This is a genomic window from Pseudodesulfovibrio nedwellii (assembly GCF_027923765.1).
Taxonomy (GTDB): Bacteria; Desulfobacterota; Desulfovibrionia; order Desulfovibrionales; family Desulfovibrionaceae; genus Pseudodesulfovibrio; species Pseudodesulfovibrio nedwellii.
The window spans coordinates 1,598,679-1,617,718 of record NZ_AP026709.1; the positions used below are offsets into that span (position 1 = coordinate 1,598,679).

Below are 19,040 nucleotides of genomic sequence, written 5' to 3' on the forward strand. Positions count from 1 at the left end.
TCATTGTGCTCATCGAATAAAAAAAGGCCCTGTCGGATATTCCGGCAGGGCCATCTTTTGTGTTCAATGATGAAAAATTATTCCAGTCCCTGCTCCATCATATACTTGAAAACGGTTTCGACAAACTTGCCCGACACCACATCCGGTAATGCAAAATGCGGCATTTCTTTATGAGCCATGGAGCTGGTATACGCGAACCATATCTCAGAAGATATTTTATCAAGAGCCGGTGTAAGCAATTTCGCCCACAACTCTCCGTGTTCACTTTGGTCCAAACCAAACGCCCGACACTGCAAAGGGCGATGTTCAAAAAGCATACACTTTCCGTCCTCAAGCAACGGACAGACTGCACCGACTTCTGACAGACAATAATCCCCGCCCTCGTCATCATCCAAATCACGCACAGCACTCCGTTCCGCCTGAGCCGTTCTCACGGCCCGCTCAATCACGGCAAGCCGTTCTTCGCCCGTCAATTCCAGATTAATCCGATGGCTGATGTGCACAGCTTCCGCGAGTGTCAAACTGACCGGTGTTGTACAACACTGATCGTGATCTAACCCACAAGCCAAACCCTGCGTAGCCTTGCCGCTTTCTTCCAGTCGTTGCACCAATTCTTCATAATCATTGAAAAATGGTGACAAATCCACCAACCGCTTGAACCCCAAAGATGGCTCGCGAACATTCAGTTGCCCGGACTGCTTGCCATACTTACGAACGGTACGCCATTGAACGAAATTGGCGGGCTTGCTCTTGAGGCGCTTGAGGGCCTTTCCAGCCAGCTTGTGACCGAGTCCCCGCCTCAACAAATAGGCATTGAGGACAGTACCGGTTCGTCCGATCCCGTGACGACAGTGAATAAGGACCTTTTTGCCGAGATAAATAGCCTCGTCCAGCCATTCCAAAGTTTTTTCCAACTCAATGAGACTCGGGGCTTCCTCGTCATCCAACGGTAAATAATGGACCTCAAATCCGGCATCCTTCTCGATGTCATGCAAATCACAAAACTCGCCGCAAAGATTGAGGATGGCATCAACTCCTTCCGCATGAATAGCGTCAAGTTGCGGATGACTCATAGGTGCATGTCCAACACCAAGCTGATCTGTCACCCACGTGACTTGATAGGCGGATTTGCACTCCTTAGCCATTTCGACTCTCCGCATCTCTGATAAACTTTTTCACCTCTTCACGGACCTGTGCTTCGTCACTCATGCGCATATCCATGAGTCGAGTCACCGCCATAAGATAGCCCAACCGTACCAGCATGCGCTGGGTCTCGTTCTCGTCCAAACGCGCGCACCGGGCATCAATCATGTCACCACGAGTTTCAGTCACGAACCCATAGCAATCGAGGACCTGTCGGATGAATTCCAGCCGCAACAAGCGTTGGTCAAACCCTGCACCACCGCCTTTAAAACGGAAATTAACGTAGTTGGCTCCGGCATCCGAACCACACACGGAGTCAACCACCGAGAAGTGATACCCAAACCGAACCATGAGATGCAGATAATCTTCTGAAATAAGGCCATAGCTTGCCAACAGCTTGGAATCAAAACTAAATATACCGCCAGAAATCTTATCGAATTCTTCCCAGTCCATATGTGTCAATTTATTCGGCCATACGACACGTTCGTCAGACAAACCATACCAGAGGGCCCACATGGGACGACATTTGATGTCATGCGGCGATACGGTCTTGCCATCACCAGCGTTGCCGAACAAACCGCCACCAAGGTCAAGGATATACATGACCAGAGGAAGATTGGTCTGTAACCGCCTGGCTGAATGCATGCCCCGGCCACGCTTGTCCATAATGGAAAACATCTCGTTCACGGATTTTTCATGGCAGAAACGGACCACGTCATGCAGACTTTTACACCCCATGGGCGTAAAATCATCACTCTGCGGATCTGTCAAATTAAGCTTTACGGCAATGGGAGCTACTTTGGCATATTGTGTAACCACTCGCTCGGAAACTTTCTTGGCCTTTTGAGACCGGGTCATAATCGCCTCAACGCATCCATCATAAACGGCACCGTGGGTGCCATCCACTGTAACCAACTGTCCCGGCTCGAAGGAAGTACCAAGATCTCCGACCAACACAGGCACACCCGATTCCCGAGCCACCGAGGCAAAATGACTGGCTCGACTGCCAGTCCCGGAAATAACACCATTCATGTTGCCGATGAATGTCAGCAGCGAAGGTTGCAACGTTGGTGTCACCACCACTGCTCCCTGAGGTATTGCCGCTATACGCTCACCGGAAGAAGCATAATAAATTTCGCCACATCCCACACCAGTGGAAGCACGTTCCATCCCTTCAAGAATCGGCTTGACGGACAACGGTTCATGATCCGAGGCAGCATCTTCCCGTTCCAACTGCAAGGGACGACTTTGTAGGATAAACAATTTACCGGTCACATCTTCGGCCCACTCGATATCCTGAGGACAACCAAATGCTTTTTCCAACTGCATAGCCAAACGGCCCAGTTCAACCAAAGTTTCTTCAGGCGGCAAGCCACCAGTATCCGGAGTACATTCGTTGTCGATACGGGGTGTTTCCTCACGAGTAAGGACGGCCTTGTCCGGCGAGACACTGCCATCCACCAGCCCATGCCCAAGACCACCTACACCATAGACGCCCATAGCCTCGCGCCCTCGACAATCCGGGTCCTGCGAATAGACAACACCAGCTGTCTCGGCATCCACCATAGGCAACACCAGAACAGCCATGGCCGTCTGACTATCGGTCAATCCATTGGAGATACGATAAGCCACTGCCCGAGGACAATATTTTCCCGCCAATACCCGTTTGTATGCTTCCAGCACATCATTGGGCGGAACATTGAGTTCCGAAGCATACTGTCCGGCAAACGAAATTTCACCGTCTTCGGCAAGAGCACTGGAACGGACTGCAATAAGATCCTCGCCCTCGATAATTTCGGATACACCGAACCGAATACCACGAGCGATCTCTTCCGGAACTTCGGCGGCCAGAATCAATTCCTGCATTTCGGCGGTCAACCGCGCCAACAGTTCACGATTACCAACCTCCATTTGTCGAAGCCGTCCTTCGATATCTTCACTGAGTCCATTAAAATCTATAAAATAATTGAAGGCATTAGCTGTAACGACAAACCCTGGGGGGACGGGAGCGCGCCCTTCAACTTTAGCACGTCCAAGATTAGCCGCCTTCCCTCCGGTCAGTGTTGGAAAGGAACCAGCTTCGTCCAAAGACAGAATATAAGGCGGCCCCACTTCAGGCTGCTCAAGCTCCATTCCCATGCGCACATAAAAATCAATTTTACGAAAATATTCCGGCAAATCCATGTATCGTGTGGGATTCATTTCCATGAGCTGTCCGGCCATGGTGCCCACGGCATTGGACAACTGATTCGTCATCCAAACAGCCCGCTGCCTGTCGGCCAGACGTTTCCCATAAAACATCTCTTCAAGATCCGCGATCAATTCCAACGCGATGGCATCTTGTGCAAGCAAAGACTTGAATGCCTCATATTTGCGCCGCAACAACGTGCCCGGAGCAAAGACCTGGTAGCTCCAATGTTTGAAGAGTTGTTTTAGATACACGCTATTCTCCCAGGACTTCCGAAACCTTGGTTTCGAGTTCTTCCTTGTTGATAGGCTTGACGCAATATTCCTGTGCTCCAAGTCGCAGCGACTCTCGAGCCGTTTCCAATGTAGGATATCCCGTGAGCATAATTGCCTTCATGCCTGGATTGATTTTTTTCAACTCTTCCAAGGCTTCCACGCCGGTCATTTTTTTGAGTTTAATATCAAGAATAGCCAGATCCACAGAGTTTTCTTCTGCGAATTTCAGAGCATCTTCCTCTTCAGTAAAATTAAAAACAGTATGATCTTTCCGTTCCAGAATGCGCTTAACCAGCACACCGGCATCTGAGATATCGTCCAATACAAGTATATTTGCCATCCAAAACTCCTAAGCTTCAGTGCTCCCGTCTCTGGATTGATGATCCAAAGGGAGGTTGATTTCAAAAACTGTTCCCGGCCCACAAGCACCATCACATTCCGGGAATCCAAAACCTTCAGGCAACGGACTCATAGTCACTATTTCGCCATCATGATCCTCGATAATACCAAACGAGACTGACAGTCCCAACCCGGTCCCCTGGCCTACGGCTTTGGTACTATAAAACGGATCAAAAATATTCTTCAATTTATCCTTGGAAATACCAACACCACAGTCAGCGACCCAGACGGATACAATCCCCGCAGGAGTATCAAGTTTTGTCCTAATAAGTATGGTACCACCGTCCACACCCATGGCATCACGGGCATTGGTCAGCAAATTAATCCACACCTGTTTCAATTTTTCCGGATCGCCATAAATAATGGGGTACCGATCATCCATTTCGGTCAGGATATTCACTTTGTCCAGCTTGAAGGTATGCCGCACCAGACTCACGGCTTCCAAAACCGAATTATTAAAACACATCTCCCGCTTGGCGGAATCGGTCTGACGAGAAAATCCCAGCAGGTCGGCAACGATTTTCTTGCAAACCTTGGTCTGCTTCTCGATAATAACCAGATCGTCGTACATCTGGCCCCCCGCATCAACATCCTCTTGCAATAACTGAGAATATCCAAGAATAATACCTAGTGGAGTATTAATTTCATGGGCCACACCACCAGCCAACAAGCCGAGAGATTCCATCTTCTGTGCTTGAATAAGCTGATTTTCATATCCCTTGATGTCTGAAATATCACGATCAGTGCGGAGCAATCCGTCAATACGTCCGTCCGCATCCAGAACCGGCACACAGACGACATGAAACCACCGCTGGCTCCCTTCTCCCTTGATCTGAATCTGGGTATCAATTCTGCGTCCAGATTGAAGAATATCACGGGCCGCCATGTGACGTTCTTCGGCTTCGCCCTCATAAAAAAGATCAAAATCGGTCTTGCCCACAACCTCAGCTATGGACACGCCGACGGAATCAGCAAACCCTTTGTTGCACGCCTGATAACGCATGGTGGCATCCATCAAAGAGACCCGATCCGGCGTCATGTCCAAAATTGTCCGCATAAGCCGTTGCTGATCACGCAAACTCCGGTCTGCCGAACGCAACTCGTTAATATGTGTTTTGAGAGAAACGGCCATAACATCAAAGGTTTCAGCGAGATCCTGAATTTCATCTCCAGCATTTTGCCGATACACAGAGCACACTCGACACGACTGCAACCGACATTGAAAATTGCTCTCATTATCGCAGTCGGGACACATTGTCCCCGCTATATACCAACATCGACGACGCGTTTCACCGTGGGCAGGACATTCTGTCAATTCACAGTTGCGTCGCTCCCAACAATGGACACCTCCAGCCGGAGAGGATTGAATATTCAAATTGCCGGTCAACATTTCTTCTGCATGAGCACGAAGCAATCCCAAACGCACAGTAACACGTCTGGCAAAATAGGTTCCGATTGACGTAGCGATAATCAAAGCCCCAGCAAACAACCCGGCCATGAGCGTAATCTGATGTTGCACAGACCGATTGATGCGCGCCGTAGACAAACCTATTCGCACAACCCCGAGTTGACCGTCTGATACCTGAACCGGGACAGCGAAATCATACATCCGTCGAGAACCGTCTTCGAGGAGTTGAATATGAAGCTTGCCATCTTCGGCCAAACCATTAGCAGTCAGGAGATCGACAGGAAATCTCCGTTGAAATGTATGAGCCATAACATGACCGCTTTTATCCTGAACAAAGGCGTAAACAATATCTTCTACCCGGCTCTGTTCATCCACCATATTCTTCAAACGCAGAAAATCTCTGGCTAAAATGGGATCAACGGCTCGAACAGCCAAACTCGTGGCCAATGAAGAACCACGCATTTTGCTCTCTTCGACCAGAGAATTGGCACTCATGTACCCGACCATGGGTAACAGCAAAAGAGCCATTACAATTAATATAGCCGACATGCCCATATTGAGCTTATTGCGGAATCGAAGTCTGGGGAAAAGTCTCATGTATCAATCCGCCTATTGGTCCAGGCCGAGTTTACCAACCAGTTCCCTGACCGGATCGTAGTCTGAATCCTGCACGGGAATAATGCCGTGCATACCAGCCGATGACAAAATTTCACGATCAGGTTCACGCCGATAATTCAAAGCAAACATGGCATGAGCAATTGCTTGAACAACCTCCGGATCAAGGCCTTTACGGGCTGCATAAACCCAACCGGGATACAATCGGGTTTGAGCCAGCACTCGGATATCGTCGAGATTGATCTTTCCGGCGACAACATCAAGAGTCCCCTTACGGATAGTTCCAATATCAAATGCTCCGGCATGAACCGCCAAGACAACTTTTTCCTGCTTGCCACCCGGGCCGGGAGCAAAATCAACGGTTTCGAAATCACTCACATTGATATTATTGTCGAAAAACAACCCAAGCGGGAACAGATAACCACCGGCCGACTCAGGGTCTACGGCAATCCACCGTTTGCCACGACAATCCTCAATAGTTTTGAGATCAGGACTGTCTGCTCGACAAATTATCTGTCCTTGAAAGTCGGGGTGACCGGAAGGTTCGACTATACCAGCAAAAGCCGTGGCACCGACTTCGGCCAAGCGCGTATAAACAAAGGGATTTGAATAGGAAATATCAATCTCACCCCGCTCCACCATCTTGATGTGTTCATCAAAAGTATCAGGGAAAATCTGCCGGAGCGGCACTCCGGTTGCCTTACGCAAATATTCGAGCAATTGGCGATGCCGTTGATAGGAAATAGTATGAGAATACTGGGGAAGATAAGCATAGGTAATGGCCTCGACCTGTCGGGGCGCAACCAAATTCTCGCGCTTTGATAAATCGACCGTTACAGCGTCCTCATCGGAGCACCCGATCAAAGCAAAAGCCATAACCGCAAGCATCAGGAGACAACTCACACCCCAAAAGCCACGAAGGCCACATCCAAATTCTGTTTTCATCATATCCGTTTTCATGCACTACCTATGAGCAGTTCTTCAATGAACGCCCCGTAACAATACAGAAATTCTTCACCCAGTCCAACACGTCATAACCCTTGGCAATCGCCCTCATTGCCAGTATGAATACATCAACAAACACCAACTACGCCACCAAGGAGAACATATATGGCCACTACATACAAAGTCCCCATGCACAGAGTAATTCTCGCGCTCTTCCTGATTGCTGTCACAGCCATCGCCGCAACCGTCGCCTGGAGCTTCAACTCAGGCCTGACATGGACCGGCATCTGCCTGATCGCTGTGGCTGGCCCGCTGTCGATTTTTTATTGGTATATGCTCTACATTACACCAAAACGTGCAGCCATTACTGTTGCTGAAGAAGGTATCCTGCTGGCCGCACCGCCTTTCGCCTCCGCAGTTATCCCCTGGGCAAGTGTGGAAAAAACCTTTGAAGCCAATCTCAAGACGGACGAAGCTTTCAAAATTATTAAAGCCAAAAAGCACATGAGCTTCGGCGGCTATAAATCTGGCGTTGTCCTGATCAAAGACGACAAGGAAGCGGTTATTGTTTCCAATCGACCGGACGTACTGTGCTTTCAAACAGCCGACCGCGTCTACTTGCTTGGCCCTTCCGATTTTGAGGGATTCAAAGAAGCTGTGGAAAAAACAGCTCCCTAGCACCTCGTTCTATTTTTCATTTCAAAGAACAAAGCCGCCCCATGAGGGCGGCTTTTTTGTGGTCTCGGTAATCAGGATTTTTCCGGTATCGGCGTCTCGCCCTGCTGATCTTTATCATGAACCAAATCCATAAATGTCATCATATCATCGGTGGCTTCATTTTCCTTTACCTTCTGTTTGATGGTACGGAAAAATGGCAGCCACGGTTTGGACTGACTGAAAAGTAGACGGGTAACAATATAAATCGGAATAAAAACAAAAGCAGGACCGACAGCACCTAAAAACGGGACAACAAAATCAACTTGCCCGAAACGGTAAAACAGCCAGCCGATAGCGAAAGGCACTACCCACAATGAAGAGGCAAACAGTGCCATGCGAGAAAAGAAATTTTTACCGAAGGCATCATTAGCGATGGAGTTGCATGCCTTCCAAGCGGTCTTGTCTTTGACACCCAATGCTCTGACAGACAAATTGTGATGATCAACCATATCGCGGTTAATTTTGGCAAAATGACGTTTATTCAAAAAATAAACACCTGCCATACAAAGTTCGCCTATGACCGTCGTCAGGATACAGACCCAGATAAGACCTATGGCGAATCCCACATACGGATTATCACTAGTGCGGAATGCCCAGATCATCCAGGGATCAAGAAAATCGTAAATCATTTGGCCGGTCATGGTCTATCCTGTTTGGTTTGAGGAGGCCGCCCGACATGGACGGCCTCCATTGTAATCTTTGATTGGTCGCGACTTAGAAGGGGGGAACCAGGGAGTAACCCAAGAAGCCCTTGGAGGTGTAACGAACACCAACGTACACGGCCAGAACGATAAAGATGTACTTCAGAACTCTGTCCGGGATGAACTTGGAAGTCTTAGGTCCAATGATGGAACCGATGACAATACCGACAAGCTCAGCACCGATCAGGCCCCATGCAACCGGAGTCTGCTTGAGCAGCATGTAGGATGCAATGGAGTTGACCATACCGATGAAGACGGCCATAGCGGAAGTACCTGCAACCAAGTACATGGGCAGACCGGCCACGGAAGTCAGGAACGGCACCAGCAGGAAGCCACCACCAACACCGAGGAAGGAAGCCATGGCTGCAATGAAGAAACCACCGACAACCGGGATCAGCGGGTTGAACGTAAATTCAACACCAAAGAAGGTAAATTCACAAGCAGTAGGCGTAAACTTCTGAACCTTAACGCCCATTTCAGCCATATCGACTTCGGCGCCGTGCTGCTGCTTCTTGACGGAATTCTGGAAAGCTGTTGCAGCTTCCTTGGCAGCCTTTTTACCAGCCTGGCCTCTGGGAGTGGTCTCATAGGTGAGATAGCAACCCAGGAACAGGACGAACAGGCCAAAGTAACCAAGGTAGGACTTCAGGCTGATCTTACCGGCGGTGAGCCAAGGCACCAACCAGGAACCAGCGACAGAACCGATGGCAAGAGCGATACCCAGGGGCAGCACCAGACGACCGGCTTTGTAGTAGTTGAAAGAAGACAAAGCTGCGGAGCAACCGACCAACCACTGGTTAGACACACGGATGGAGTCGGTGACGACCTTGTTCATGTGTGTGCCCTTGCCGAAGCTACTTGCGTAGTCGCCAAGACCATAAATAGTGATGTGACCAACACCGGCCATGATACCACCGAATGCGCCGACGGTAGAGAAAATCCAACCAACCCAGATGGCCCACACAAGACCAATGATGATGTTGAGCTGCGGACCACCGGGGATGCCCAGATAGCCAGGCTCACCCTGGGGTTTGGCTTCCGCAATTGCGTCAGCCAGACGATCGGCCCATGCAGGTTCTGCCACGAGACACATGACAGCAACCAGAGCCAGCAACAGAACTGCTTTTTTGGAACGTAACACTGTTACCTCCTCCTCTTGAATAAAGTTAAAAAGACCCCAAAATATCGCTCTCCGGCAACCCCGCCGGAAAGAATACACCAATCTATTTCCGGATGAAGGTCAGAGCCTGAGCTGTACATCCGGTTACGCAGGCAGGTGTGCCACCGGCATCCACCCGATCCACGCAATAGTCACACTTCATGATCTTGCCGCTTTCCTCGTTGAACACGGGGACGGACCAAGGACATGCTTCGACACATGCTTTGCAGCCATCACATTTGTTCAGATCAACCAAAACAAGGCCATCCTCATCGCGTTTGTACATGGCCCCGGTGGGACATGCGGCAACACATTCAGGATTCTTGCAATGCATACAGTTCTGATACTTGATTTTGGCGGTAGGTTTCCCATCCTTGTCAGCAATGGGACCTTCCACGGTAAGACGATTAAGGGAAATACCTACGGGCACCTTGTTCTTCACTTTGCAGTGAACCAAGCATGCGTCGCAGGCAATACACCGTTTTTTGTCAAACTTAATTCTATAACTGGCCATTTTACACCTCGAAAAACTTCAGTTGGACGCGCAGTTCCTTTAAGAACCTATGGTTTGGAGAAAAAAGCGCTTATGGTCAACGCCCTTCCCGCTTGTGACACATTTCTCAATCAAGGCACATTATAATGCATTTCAAACCAAAAAAGGAAGAAAAATATTGTGATACATTTCACACGATGGTAATCTGTTGCATAGTCGTTCCCTGCAAAGCTAGGTTCCATTCTACATAAAAAAGCGCAAAGTTCCATCCGGTCTGTATCAGGAGGAGTATTATGAGTAAGGAATATGTGAAAAGTATCTGTGGCATGTGCTCTGTGCGATGCCCTATTGAAGTCGAAGTGGTCGACGGTAAAGCTGAGTATATTCAGGGTAATCCAGATGCACCGGGCATCATGGGATCCCTGTGTCCTCGTGGAGCTGCCGGAACGGCCCTGACGTATGACGAAGAACGTCCCCAATATCCCATGGTTCGCACGGGCAAACGGGGTGAAGGCAAATGGAAACAAGTGTCTTGGGACGAAGCCCTAGACTATGTTGCCGACGAATTGAAACGCATTCAGGAAACATACGGCAAGGACTCCGTCCTGTTTTCCGATCGCGGTGGACCGTTCCGAGATTTCTATCGCGCATTTCTGCGTGGTATCGGCACAGCCAACTACAATAACCATGACTCCGCATGCGCTCGCAATGTCCAGAACGCTGCCTTGTCCGTCTTCGGTTTCGGTCGCAAAGGCGTTTCCTACGACCTGAAAAACGCCAAGCACGTCATCTTGCAGCAGCGTAACATTTTCGAAGCCGTGAACGTGGCTGAAGTCAACAATCTGCTCAACTCTATGGCTGACGGTTGTAAACTCTCCGTCATCGACATCCGAGCCAACGTCCCGGCCACCAAGTCCGACAACTTCTTCATGATCCGCCCCGGCACTGACTACGGCTTCAACCTCGCCGTCATCAATGTCATTATTAATGAGGAATTGTACGACAAGGACTTCGTCGCCAATTGGGTTGAAGACTTTGACCTGCTCAAAGATTTCGTCCAGCAGTACACCCCGGAATGGGCTGAAGAAGAAACCGGCATCAAGGCCGACGCCATCCGCGATTTCTGTCGCCAGTTGGCCGAAGCTGCACCGTCCATCCTTTGGCATCCAGGCTGGATGACTGCCCGTTACAACGACTCCTTCTATATGTCCCGCACAATATACATCATCAACTCCCTCATGGGTGCTATCGGTGCCAAGGGCGGCCTGCCGTTCATGAACAAGCCGGGTGATGTTGGAGCCAAGGGGCTGAATAGCTTCATGAATCTCTACCCAAAACCCGAAGGCAAACGCGCCGACGGTGTTGGCTGGATGGAAGGCCGCAAGCACTTTGATGCTGGCCCCGGCCTGGTTCATCTCGCATATGAAGCCGCTGTTGAGGAAGAGCCATATCCTGTTAAGGCATATATCTGTCACAGGCATGATCCGCTCATGGCTTACCCCGATGCCCCGCATGTCAAAACCTTGTGGGACAACATTGAACTGCTGGTAGTCCCGACCTTTTCCTGGTCCGACACTGCATGGAATGCCGACGTGGTGCTGCCCATCTCGCCCTATCTGGAACGCGATGACACCATCATGACCAAGAATGGTCCCAAGCCCGCTTTCCAGATTCGGAAGCGCGCTGTCCAGCCGGTCTACGACACCAAAGCCATCTGGGAAATCTACTCAGGTCTGGCAAAACGTTTTGGTCTGGAAGAACTGGTCTACGAAAACATCGAAGACATCTGGAACTTCCAGTTGGACGGCACCGGCGTATCCCTGTCCGATTTCGACGCAACCGGTATCGTTTCCCTGGCCTCTGATCCCCTGTTCAAACCTGTCAAGGAAGGGTCTTTCAAGACACCATCCGGCAAAGTCCAGATGATCGACGCCAAACTGGAAGCTGACGGTCTGCTGTCCCTGAAACCTTATGAATCCCCCGAGCGTCCGCCTGAAGGCAAGTTCCGCATCACCTTTGGTCGTTGCGCACTGCACACTCAGGGACACACCGTGAATAACGCACTGCTCTTTGAGCGCATGCCTGAGAACATTCTCTGGATCAATACCAAACGTGCAGAAGAACTGGGTATCGAAAACGATGACTATGTTACTGTTTCCAGCGTTGATTATTCATCCAAGATCAGAGCATTTGTCACAGACTTCGTTCACCCCGAGTGTATATTCATGATCCACGGCTTCGACCATAAACTGCCGTGTGAATCCCGTGCCAAGGGCATGGGAGCCGCTGATAACCTGCTCCTCTCCAAGGGCATCAAGAAGTGGGACAAAGGTGGCGGAGCCGTCGCCATGCAGGAACACTTCGTGTCCGTTTCAAAATAGTCAAGTACCACCTCTCACCCCCAAATACGGAAAGGCCGGCATCACTCCTGATGCCGGCCTTTCTCATTAAATACATTCAATAAACAGCAAAAAAATATCACTCTCTCGACTGAGGAACTCCTGCCAAGCTCAACGCTTCTGCCATAAAAGGAAGAAGCTCGCCAACACGCGTGGCCGGATTGGGATTCGTCATCAGTCCAGCCATCCGATTTGCCCTGACACTGTACAAAGCAGCTTCGACAATCGGCACACCTGATTCAATCAGAGCCGAAACCATCCCGGTTACAGTATCACCTGTACCGCCCATGGCTTCCATTGCATCTGCAACCGGCTCCGACACCGAGTGAATGACCCCTTCATTGTTAGCAACATAATCGACACTCCCCTTGACCAACAGCGTGCTGGCCGCATTTTCATACGCATAGGCACGGGCGATCAAATCCGGGGCATGATTTTCGTCATGCAGAATAAAACCGCGAGTATAAAAAGGATGGGGTGCAGTTTCGTCGGCCAGAAAAGCCAATTCACCAGCGTCTGGCGTAAACAAATCATAGGCCGGAGCCTGCCCGCTCATCTTAGCCGCATACATAAATCCAGCATCCGCAATGAGTCGAGGTGAAATAGCCATTTCCTGAATAGCAAGAAGCACTTTGTTATGCCAATCCACATCTGGCTGAAGATAATGGAAAACCATGGTCGAATATTCACGACTTGGCAAAACAGTCGCCAAATGAGCATACAACTCACGACTACCGTCTCCCCTGCCTTGATCTCCCACCAAAAAAGCATGGGGCATGGGTTCGTTTAAAAACAAAGCCGTCTCGACCGCTGCGGCCAACAAAGCCGGGGTGCCCCGATCTGGAGAAATGATCCTGCCGTTCACCAACAGTTCATTGCCTTTAATCGCCACAGGCGCATCCAGAACAGGGACGTCCAAATCTGGAACGGTTCCAACTATTGCAAGCATATACGCCTCATTTCCTGACACGCAAGATCAAGTGCATACCCACATAAGGTGTGACCAATCTCTCGAGGTGTGGGCGCATCATCCAACGTCTTGCCTATCATTTGCACTGCCAGGTAGGGCACATCAGGACATCCACCCCCGGAAATATTAACGATAACCAAAGTTCTTTTATCCACTGTCAATTTCATATTGGCAGCGCGAACCATCAGATAATCACCGAAATCCTTAACCTGATACAGATCAACCGGATCAAGCAACGGCCCGACCACGGGCACCACGTCCTGTGGCGAAGATCCGTTTTCCTCTAGACTGCGCCGGATATTCAATTCTTCAATGAGTGGGAACTCAATCACCAGATCACACCCGGTCTGAATCTCCGCAGGCGGTCCCATGACCTTAATATCCCACCCTTCAGCCCGAAGCGCCCGTTCAGCACGAATGACCTCGCTGGTATTCTCAAAGACGAGCAGCCCACGATCAGCGCGCTGCTCGCCCTTATTGCTAAACAATTTTCGTCGGATCGTTTCAAGAAAACTCAAAGGTTACCCCTTGGACAATTCAATGCGATATTCCTCGTCTGACTCGGAAACCACGGTAACACTCCATCCTTTGGACCCGGCAGCGCGGGACACATTTTCCATGGATGTTTCTGTATCCACCAGAATATCAACTTTGCCGGACCCTATTGCTTCTACTTTTTTCAGCATAACCAATACCGGCTGGGGGCAAGACAAGCCGCGTGCATCTACTACTTCACTCATGACGAACTCCTTACGCCTTTTTGCGCATGGTAAAACCAATGAACAAACATACCGCCAGACCGATAAACACGGCAGCAATGCCATGCGGCCCCACGCCCTTGGGAGAACTTGCCAACCCGAAATTATGAGCAAACGCAGCTCCTACGATCATGCCAAACACGAACACGGAAGCATCACCGTCGCCCTCACCCGCCATGAACAACTGTCGCCCAGGACAACCACCTGCCAAAGCAAAACACAGACCGGCCAAGACCATGCCCATGAAGTTCCACAAAGACTGGGTATGTGCCACAGGCTGTCCCTCAAAGCCCATATTGAACTGACCAAGGACAAGATTCATGACAAAAGCGGCAACCAACAGGGCAACAAACCCGGACAACAGGTGAACCTGCTTGAACAAGAGCAAATCACGAACTGCGCCCATGGTGCAAAACCGGCTCCTCTGAGCCAGCACACCAACCAAAAGACCAATGCCGAGTGAGACCAGTAACGGCGCATGCATGGCACCAGGGCCTTTCAAACTATAAAACAGCACACCTGATTTGGCTTCGCCTGTCATTTGCGGATACAGGAAAAGCAACACAAGAAGCCCTGCCATAAGCAGAGGCATAAGCAGTCCCACTGAAGTATATGTCTTGTGGCTGCGTCCAAGCGAATATCCTTGCTTAAAGAAGAAGGTACCAATGCCGATGCCGACGACCAAACCAAGCAGACCGATAACCGCATTCAGATCACCACCGGCCAAACGAAGTACGGCTCGCCAAGGACATCCCAAAAAGACCAATGCGCCGATCATAGCGAATGCACCCAAAACAAAACGGACTACAGGTGCCGATCCGGCACGAGGTCGGAAATCTTTAGCCGCAAAAGCCGCAATCATGGCACCGAGTACAAAACCGATAATCTCTGGCCGGATATATTGGACCACACCGGCCCGATGCATACCGATAGCGCCAGCAATATCACGCTCGAAACAAGCCACACAAATTCCCATGTTACCGGGATTGCCCCAGTATTGCAGCAAGGAAGCAAACAGGCCGATGACCAGCCCGACGCAGATGATGCCCATCCGCGATGAAAAGAAATTCTTCACATCATCCTCCAAATCTCAATGTTAACCGCCGCGCCCCCACGACAGACCAAATGAATAAACCCGCTGAAAAGTATCGGAATTCCTTATTGAGAACCAATTGATAATACCAAATACATCTATTTAAGCCATAGATGTAATCTATACTAGCTCCCACTATGACGCACAAAAGTCACACAACTCTCATTGACGCATCCAAACAGAGAGTTTTAATAATTTGGAATTGGAAATTAAAGTCAACGGCCCGAAATAGACAGGAACACTCCATGAATATTCTCTTCCTTTGCACTGGCAACTCCTGCCGTAGCCAAATGGCTGAGGGATGGACCCATCACCTCAAAGGCGATCAGGTGAACGCTTACTCAGCCGGAGTCGAAACCCATGGTATGAATCCATATGCGATCAAGGTCATGAATGAAGTCGGTATCGACATCTCCGGCAACACTTCCAAGCTCATCTCTGACTTGCCGGGAAATATCAAATTTGATTACGTCATCACCGTTTGCGGACATGCTCACGAAAACTGTCCATACTTCCCGTCCAAATCCAAAGTCATTCATGTCGGATTCGACGATCCGCCGACGTTGGCAAAAGGACTGACCAACGAGGGGAAAATTCTGAACATTTATCGCCGCGTGCGTGACGACATCAAAATTTTTGTAAAATCTCTGCCACAGGCATTGCTCTCTGAATAAGAAATATTACTGTATGGACATGGACAGCAAGGTGCTATCCACGCCAACAAAAAAACTTCAACTCGGAGTAATAAAATGACTATACGTCGCTTTTCTTTCCGGGCATTCTTCTCCCCGCTCAGCGCGTGGACAGGTTGCATCGGTTACAACGAAAACACTGGCATCCGTTTTTCGTTCTTCTCGTAACCCAACCCTAGAACTTACCCACATCCGACATTGAGGTCGGCCTTGAAATCGACCTGGAGCCTTTGACTACCAGGCCTTTTTTATTTTCTTCTCTCAATTCTCCCATAAATTGACCAAAGATTCTCATTGTGTGTATACCTCATGCGAACACTCAATAGGCTTGCTTTTTTTTTACGACTCCACCAAAGGGATTTCCATGTACCGACTCGCACAGTTCTCCCCAACTATCGTGGCCGTCCTCATGGCACTCTTCCCCGCTCCCGAAGGGCTTACACCTGAAGCGTGGTATTTTTTCTCCATCTTTGTCGGCGTCGTTATCGGTCTCATTGTCGAGCCAGTTCCCGCCGCATTGGTCGGACTGGCAGGCGTAACGGTGGTCGCCATGCTCGGACTGGTGGACCCCAGTCCAGCGGCTAGTCGTTCATGGGCCTTGTCCGGCTTTTCCAATAGCGTAATTTGGCTCATCTTCGCAGCATTCATGTTCGCATTAGGGTACCAAAAAACAGGACTAGGTAAGCGAATCAGTCTCATACTCATCAAATTTCTCGGACGAAACACCTTGGGACTAGGCTACGCCATCGCTTTTGCCGACGGCATCCTGTCGCCCTTCATGCCCTCCAACACAGCCCGAAGCGCAGGCACCATTTACCCAGTGGTCAGCAATATCCCCCCTATGTTCAATTCCACTCCTGACCACGACCCACGCAAGATCGGCGCATACCTCAAATGGGTCGGCATCGCCGCAACCTGCGTAACCAGTTCCATGTTCCTGACGGCACTGGCTCCCAATCTGCTGGCCCTCGACCTCATCCAACAGGCATCTGGTGTGACTATCAGCTGGGGACATTGGGCATCTGTAATGCTCCCGGCCATGGTCCCGCTCTTTCTACTCACACCATGGCTCGCCTATGTTATCTATCCGCCAACCCAAAAACAGTCCCCGGAAGCTCCGGCATGGGCGACCTCGGAACTCCAAAAAATGGGCAAGATTTCCCGCAAGGAATTGATGATGCTCGGATACGCGATCCTGGCGCTGGTTCTCTGGATATTCGGCAAACAGATCGGCGTTGATTCAACCATGGCCGCCATATTTGTCCTGACACTCATGGTCCTGACCAACATCCTCTCATGGGAAGATGTCATCACCAACAAGAGCGCGTGGAATGTCTTGGTCTGGTTCGCGACACTGGTCGCCATGGCATCGGGTCTGAGTAAAACCGGCATTCTGGATTGGCTCGGCAATCTGGTCGCGGCCTACCTCCAGGGCATGCCCCCGTCCACAGTGGCATTGATGCTCGTGGTGCTCTTCTTCGTTCTTCACTATTTTTTCGCCAGCACCACAGCTCATACCACGGCTCTGCTGCCCCTATTCATGGCAACGGCCGCACCGCTCATGCCCGCACCCATGCTGGCAAAACTCGCGCTTATGCTTGCCGCTTCCCTCGGCCTCATGGGTATCATAACCCCTTACGCAACCGGTCCCGCGCCCATCTGGTACGGCTCAGGCTTCATCAGTCAGGCCAGATGGTGGGCTCTCGGCGCAATCTTCGGTGCCATATTCCTTGGGACGATGGTCATACTGACACTGGTCTACATCTAGAAACACTATCACGCATACAGCTCAAGGCCCGAAAGCACTGCTTTCGGGTCTTTTCAATATGTATGCTATTGTTGACTCCCTCGTCGATTCAGGAGAGGAATAGGCACTTTACGTCAACGAACAAAACAGGGCCATACATGAACATCGTATTCGTCAATTCCACCCGCAAATGGGGCGGGGTCAAAACCTGGACCGTGGACTATGCCACGGAACTGGCCGCACGCGGTCACGATGTTCGCGTTTTCGGACGCCAGACCGAACTTATCGACAAACTGCAGGCCGCTGGAATAGCCGCCCGTCAAATAGACTTCGGATTTGATTACAACCCGCTCACCATTGGTCGATTCATAGCCGCATTCCTACGATCCCGCCCGGACGTAGTCATCGGTAACATCGGCAAGGATATCAATACTGCAGGAGTAGCCGCCGCAATACTCGGCATCCCTGTTATCCAACGAGTCGGATTGCCCGGTGACATGGTACCGTCACCCCGTCTTCGTACCCTGCACGCCATTACCCGACCATGGATGCTTTGTCCTAGCAAGACTGTAGCCGACGGTGTCTGGAACCGATTATCTCACATCCCGGCCGATAAAGTTAAAATCATTCTCAATTCTAAAAAACCCGTAAACACTATTAAACCAGTTGGCGACGGGCCACTCCGTCTTGTTTCCACCAGTCAGGTCAATGTGGATAAACGACATTCGGACATACTCGATGCCCTGTCCGCCATGCAAACCGACTCTGTCCGTTACGATATCGTCGGTACCGGCAAACTGCTTGAAGAGCTTCGCGAAAGACACCGCTCTCTGGAAGAGCAGGGCGTACTTAAATGGCACGGCTTTTCCACCAATGTGCAGGCACATCTGGCCGAAGCTGACATTTTTCTGCTTCCCTCGGAAAACGAGGGAATGCCCAACGCCCTGCTGGAAGCTATGGCCACCGGTCTCATCCCTATTGCCCGCGACATCGGCGGCATTGGCGAAATTTGGCCGGAAACATTGGCAGACTATCTCATGCCCGCCAAAGCTGGACCAGACGAATTTCGAATCATCCTTGAACGACTCATGGGCATGAATAAAACTCAACTCAACGTACTCAAAGAAGCCAGTGTGCAGGCGTGTCGTGACACATTCAACCTCAACACGAAAATAGACGAATTTGAAACGTGGGTTCAGACAAATATCCTTAAAAGATAGATGTCATAAATCTCCCTCAGATATACATCATGCAAAGCATCAACCAAACCACCACCCCGGAACATGGCTCGGATACAACCCGCGCCTACAAATTTCTTTCGCTTCTTCCAAGACTCAT

17 protein-coding genes are annotated in these 19,040 nt (G+C 50.2%); 5 read left to right on the plus strand and 12 right to left on the minus strand.

What is annotated here, in order from left to right:
* Positions 1-77: 77 nt before the first annotated feature.
* The 5 genes from SYK_RS07525 to SYK_RS07545 form a co-directional block, all read right to left on the minus strand.
* Positions 78-1,145, minus strand: a complete 1,068-nt coding sequence (locus SYK_RS07525) for a dual specificity protein phosphatase family protein (protein WP_281762971.1) — start codon at positions 1,143-1,145, stop codon at positions 78-80.
* The gene (locus tag SYK_RS07530) at positions 1,138-3,585 is read right to left on the minus strand and encodes a PEP/pyruvate-binding domain-containing protein (RefSeq protein ID WP_281762972.1); all 2,448 of its coding nucleotides are present in this window, start codon (positions 3,583-3,585) and stop codon (positions 1,138-1,140) included. The genes SYK_RS07525 and SYK_RS07530 overlap by 8 nt, the downstream gene beginning before the upstream one ends.
* A 1-nt stretch (position 3,586) precedes the next feature.
* On the minus strand, positions 3,587-3,946 hold the full coding sequence (locus tag SYK_RS07535) for a response regulator (RefSeq protein WP_281762973.1): 360 nt from the start codon (positions 3,944-3,946) through the stop codon (positions 3,587-3,589).
* A gap of 9 nt (positions 3,947-3,955) precedes the next feature.
* The gene (locus SYK_RS07540; RefSeq protein WP_353618294.1) at positions 3,956-5,941 is read right to left on the minus strand and encodes an ATP-binding protein; all 1,986 of its coding nucleotides are present in this window, start codon (positions 5,939-5,941) and stop codon (positions 3,956-3,958) included.
* Between the two features lie 81 nt (positions 5,942-6,022).
* Positions 6,023-6,916 carry a phosphate/phosphite/phosphonate ABC transporter substrate-binding protein gene (locus tag SYK_RS07545; RefSeq protein WP_431194129.1) on the minus strand — a complete coding sequence of 298 codons (894 nt, stop codon included), beginning with the start codon at positions 6,914-6,916 and terminating at the stop codon, positions 6,023-6,025.
* 222 nt (positions 6,917-7,138) lie between these two features.
* On the opposite strand from SYK_RS07545, the gene SYK_RS07550 reads away from it, so the two are divergent.
* Entirely contained in the window at positions 7,139-7,651 is a 513-nt protein-coding gene (locus SYK_RS07550; RefSeq protein WP_281762976.1) for a PH domain-containing protein, read from the plus strand.
* Between the two features lie 71 nt (positions 7,652-7,722).
* Here SYK_RS07550 and SYK_RS07555 read toward each other — a convergent pair whose 3' ends face one another.
* The 3 genes from SYK_RS07555 to SYK_RS07565 all read right to left on the minus strand — a co-directional run bounded on the left by SYK_RS07555 (position 7,723) and on the right by SYK_RS07565 (position 10,064).
* Positions 7,723-8,331, minus strand: coding sequence for a S10 family peptidase (locus SYK_RS07555; RefSeq protein WP_281762977.1), 609 nt, complete (start codon positions 8,329-8,331; stop codon positions 7,723-7,725).
* A gap of 73 nt (positions 8,332-8,404) precedes the next feature.
* A complete protein-coding gene (locus SYK_RS07560) occupies positions 8,405-9,532 on the minus strand; it encodes a sulfite exporter TauE/SafE family protein (protein WP_281762978.1) in 1,128 nt (375 codons plus the stop codon).
* An 82-nt stretch (positions 9,533-9,614) separates the two neighbouring features.
* Positions 9,615-10,064: a 4Fe-4S dicluster domain-containing protein gene (locus tag SYK_RS07565; RefSeq protein ID WP_281762979.1), complete on the minus strand. Its 450-nt coding sequence runs from the start codon at positions 10,062-10,064 to the stop codon at positions 9,615-9,617.
* 272 nt (positions 10,065-10,336) lie between these two features.
* On the opposite strand from SYK_RS07565, the gene SYK_RS07570 reads away from it, so the two are divergent.
* Positions 10,337-12,424 carry a molybdopterin-containing oxidoreductase family protein gene (locus tag SYK_RS07570; RefSeq protein WP_281762980.1) on the plus strand — a complete coding sequence of 696 codons (2,088 nt, stop codon included), beginning with the start codon at positions 10,337-10,339 and terminating at the stop codon, positions 12,422-12,424.
* A gap of 97 nt (positions 12,425-12,521) precedes the next feature.
* Here SYK_RS07570 and SYK_RS07575 read toward each other — a convergent pair whose 3' ends face one another.
* Genes SYK_RS07575 through yedE form a run of 4 tightly spaced genes read right to left on the minus strand, consistent with a single transcriptional unit; the run spans position 12,522 to position 15,245 of the window.
* Positions 12,522-13,391 carry an NAD(P)H-hydrate dehydratase gene (locus SYK_RS07575; protein WP_281762981.1) on the minus strand — a complete coding sequence of 290 codons (870 nt, stop codon included), beginning with the start codon at positions 13,389-13,391 and terminating at the stop codon, positions 12,522-12,524.
* Complete coding sequence (locus SYK_RS07580) at positions 13,379-13,930, minus strand: putative Se/S carrier protein (RefSeq protein ID WP_281762982.1); 552 nt, start codon at positions 13,928-13,930, stop codon at positions 13,379-13,381. Before SYK_RS07580 ends, SYK_RS07575 begins: the two co-directional genes overlap by 13 nt.
* Positions 13,931-13,933: 3 nt before the next feature.
* A complete protein-coding gene (locus SYK_RS07585) occupies positions 13,934-14,152 on the minus strand; it encodes a sulfurtransferase TusA family protein (RefSeq protein ID WP_281762983.1) in 219 nt (72 codons plus the stop codon).
* Between the two features lie 10 nt (positions 14,153-14,162).
* Positions 14,163-15,245: a YedE family putative selenium transporter gene (gene yedE / locus SYK_RS07590; protein ID WP_431194123.1), complete on the minus strand. Its 1,083-nt coding sequence runs from the start codon at positions 15,243-15,245 to the stop codon at positions 14,163-14,165.
* Positions 15,246-15,508: 263 nt separating this feature from the next.
* Between yedE and SYK_RS07595 the strand changes: the two genes are divergently transcribed.
* The 3 genes from SYK_RS07595 to SYK_RS07605 all read left to right on the plus strand — a co-directional run bounded on the left by SYK_RS07595 (position 15,509) and on the right by SYK_RS07605 (position 18,922).
* Entirely contained in the window at positions 15,509-15,937 is a 429-nt protein-coding gene (locus tag SYK_RS07595) for an arsenate reductase ArsC (RefSeq protein ID WP_281762984.1), read from the plus strand.
* A 382-nt stretch (positions 15,938-16,319) separates the two neighbouring features.
* Positions 16,320-17,723 carry an anion permease gene (locus SYK_RS07600; RefSeq protein WP_281762985.1) on the plus strand — a complete coding sequence of 468 codons (1,404 nt, stop codon included), beginning with the start codon at positions 16,320-16,322 and terminating at the stop codon, positions 17,721-17,723.
* 137 nt (positions 17,724-17,860) lie between these two features.
* Positions 17,861-18,922: a glycosyltransferase gene (locus SYK_RS07605; protein WP_281762986.1), complete on the plus strand. Its 1,062-nt coding sequence runs from the start codon at positions 17,861-17,863 to the stop codon at positions 18,920-18,922.
* The last annotated feature ends 118 nt before the right edge of the window (positions 18,923-19,040 follow it).

Coding starts and splice junctions, on each gene's coding strand:
- SYK_RS07525 (WP_281762971.1), bottom strand. CDS start 1,145: ATGGCTAAGGAGTGCAAATCCGCCTATCAAGTCACGTGGGTGACAGAT.
- SYK_RS07535 (WP_281762973.1), bottom strand. CDS start 3,946: ATGGCAAATATACTTGTATTGGACGATATCTCAGATGCCGGTGTGCTG.
- SYK_RS07540 (WP_353618294.1), bottom strand. CDS start 5,941: ATGGCTCTTTTGCTGTTACCCATGGTCGGGTACATGAGTGCCAATTCT.
- SYK_RS07545 (WP_431194129.1), bottom strand. CDS start 6,916: ATGCTTGCGGTTATGGCTTTTGCTTTGATCGGGTGCTCCGATGAGGAC.
- SYK_RS07550 (WP_281762976.1), top strand. CDS start 7,139: ATGGCCACTACATACAAAGTCCCCATGCACAGAGTAATTCTCGCGCTC.
- SYK_RS07555 (WP_281762977.1), bottom strand. CDS start 8,331: ATGACCGGCCAAATGATTTACGATTTTCTTGATCCCTGGATGATCTGG.
- SYK_RS07565 (WP_281762979.1), bottom strand. CDS start 10,064: ATGGCCAGTTATAGAATTAAGTTTGACAAAAAACGGTGTATTGCCTGC.
- SYK_RS07570 (WP_281762980.1), top strand. CDS start 10,337: ATGAGTAAGGAATATGTGAAAAGTATCTGTGGCATGTGCTCTGTGCGA.
- SYK_RS07575 (WP_281762981.1), bottom strand. CDS start 13,391: ATGCTTGCAATAGTTGGAACCGTTCCAGATTTGGACGTCCCTGTTCTG.
- SYK_RS07585 (WP_281762983.1), bottom strand. CDS start 14,152: ATGAGTGAAGTAGTAGATGCACGCGGCTTGTCTTGCCCCCAGCCGGTA.
- SYK_RS07595 (WP_281762984.1), top strand. CDS start 15,509: ATGAATATTCTCTTCCTTTGCACTGGCAACTCCTGCCGTAGCCAAATG.
- SYK_RS07600 (WP_281762985.1), top strand. CDS start 16,320: ATGTACCGACTCGCACAGTTCTCCCCAACTATCGTGGCCGTCCTCATG.
- SYK_RS07605 (WP_281762986.1), top strand. CDS start 17,861: ATGAACATCGTATTCGTCAATTCCACCCGCAAATGGGGCGGGGTCAAA.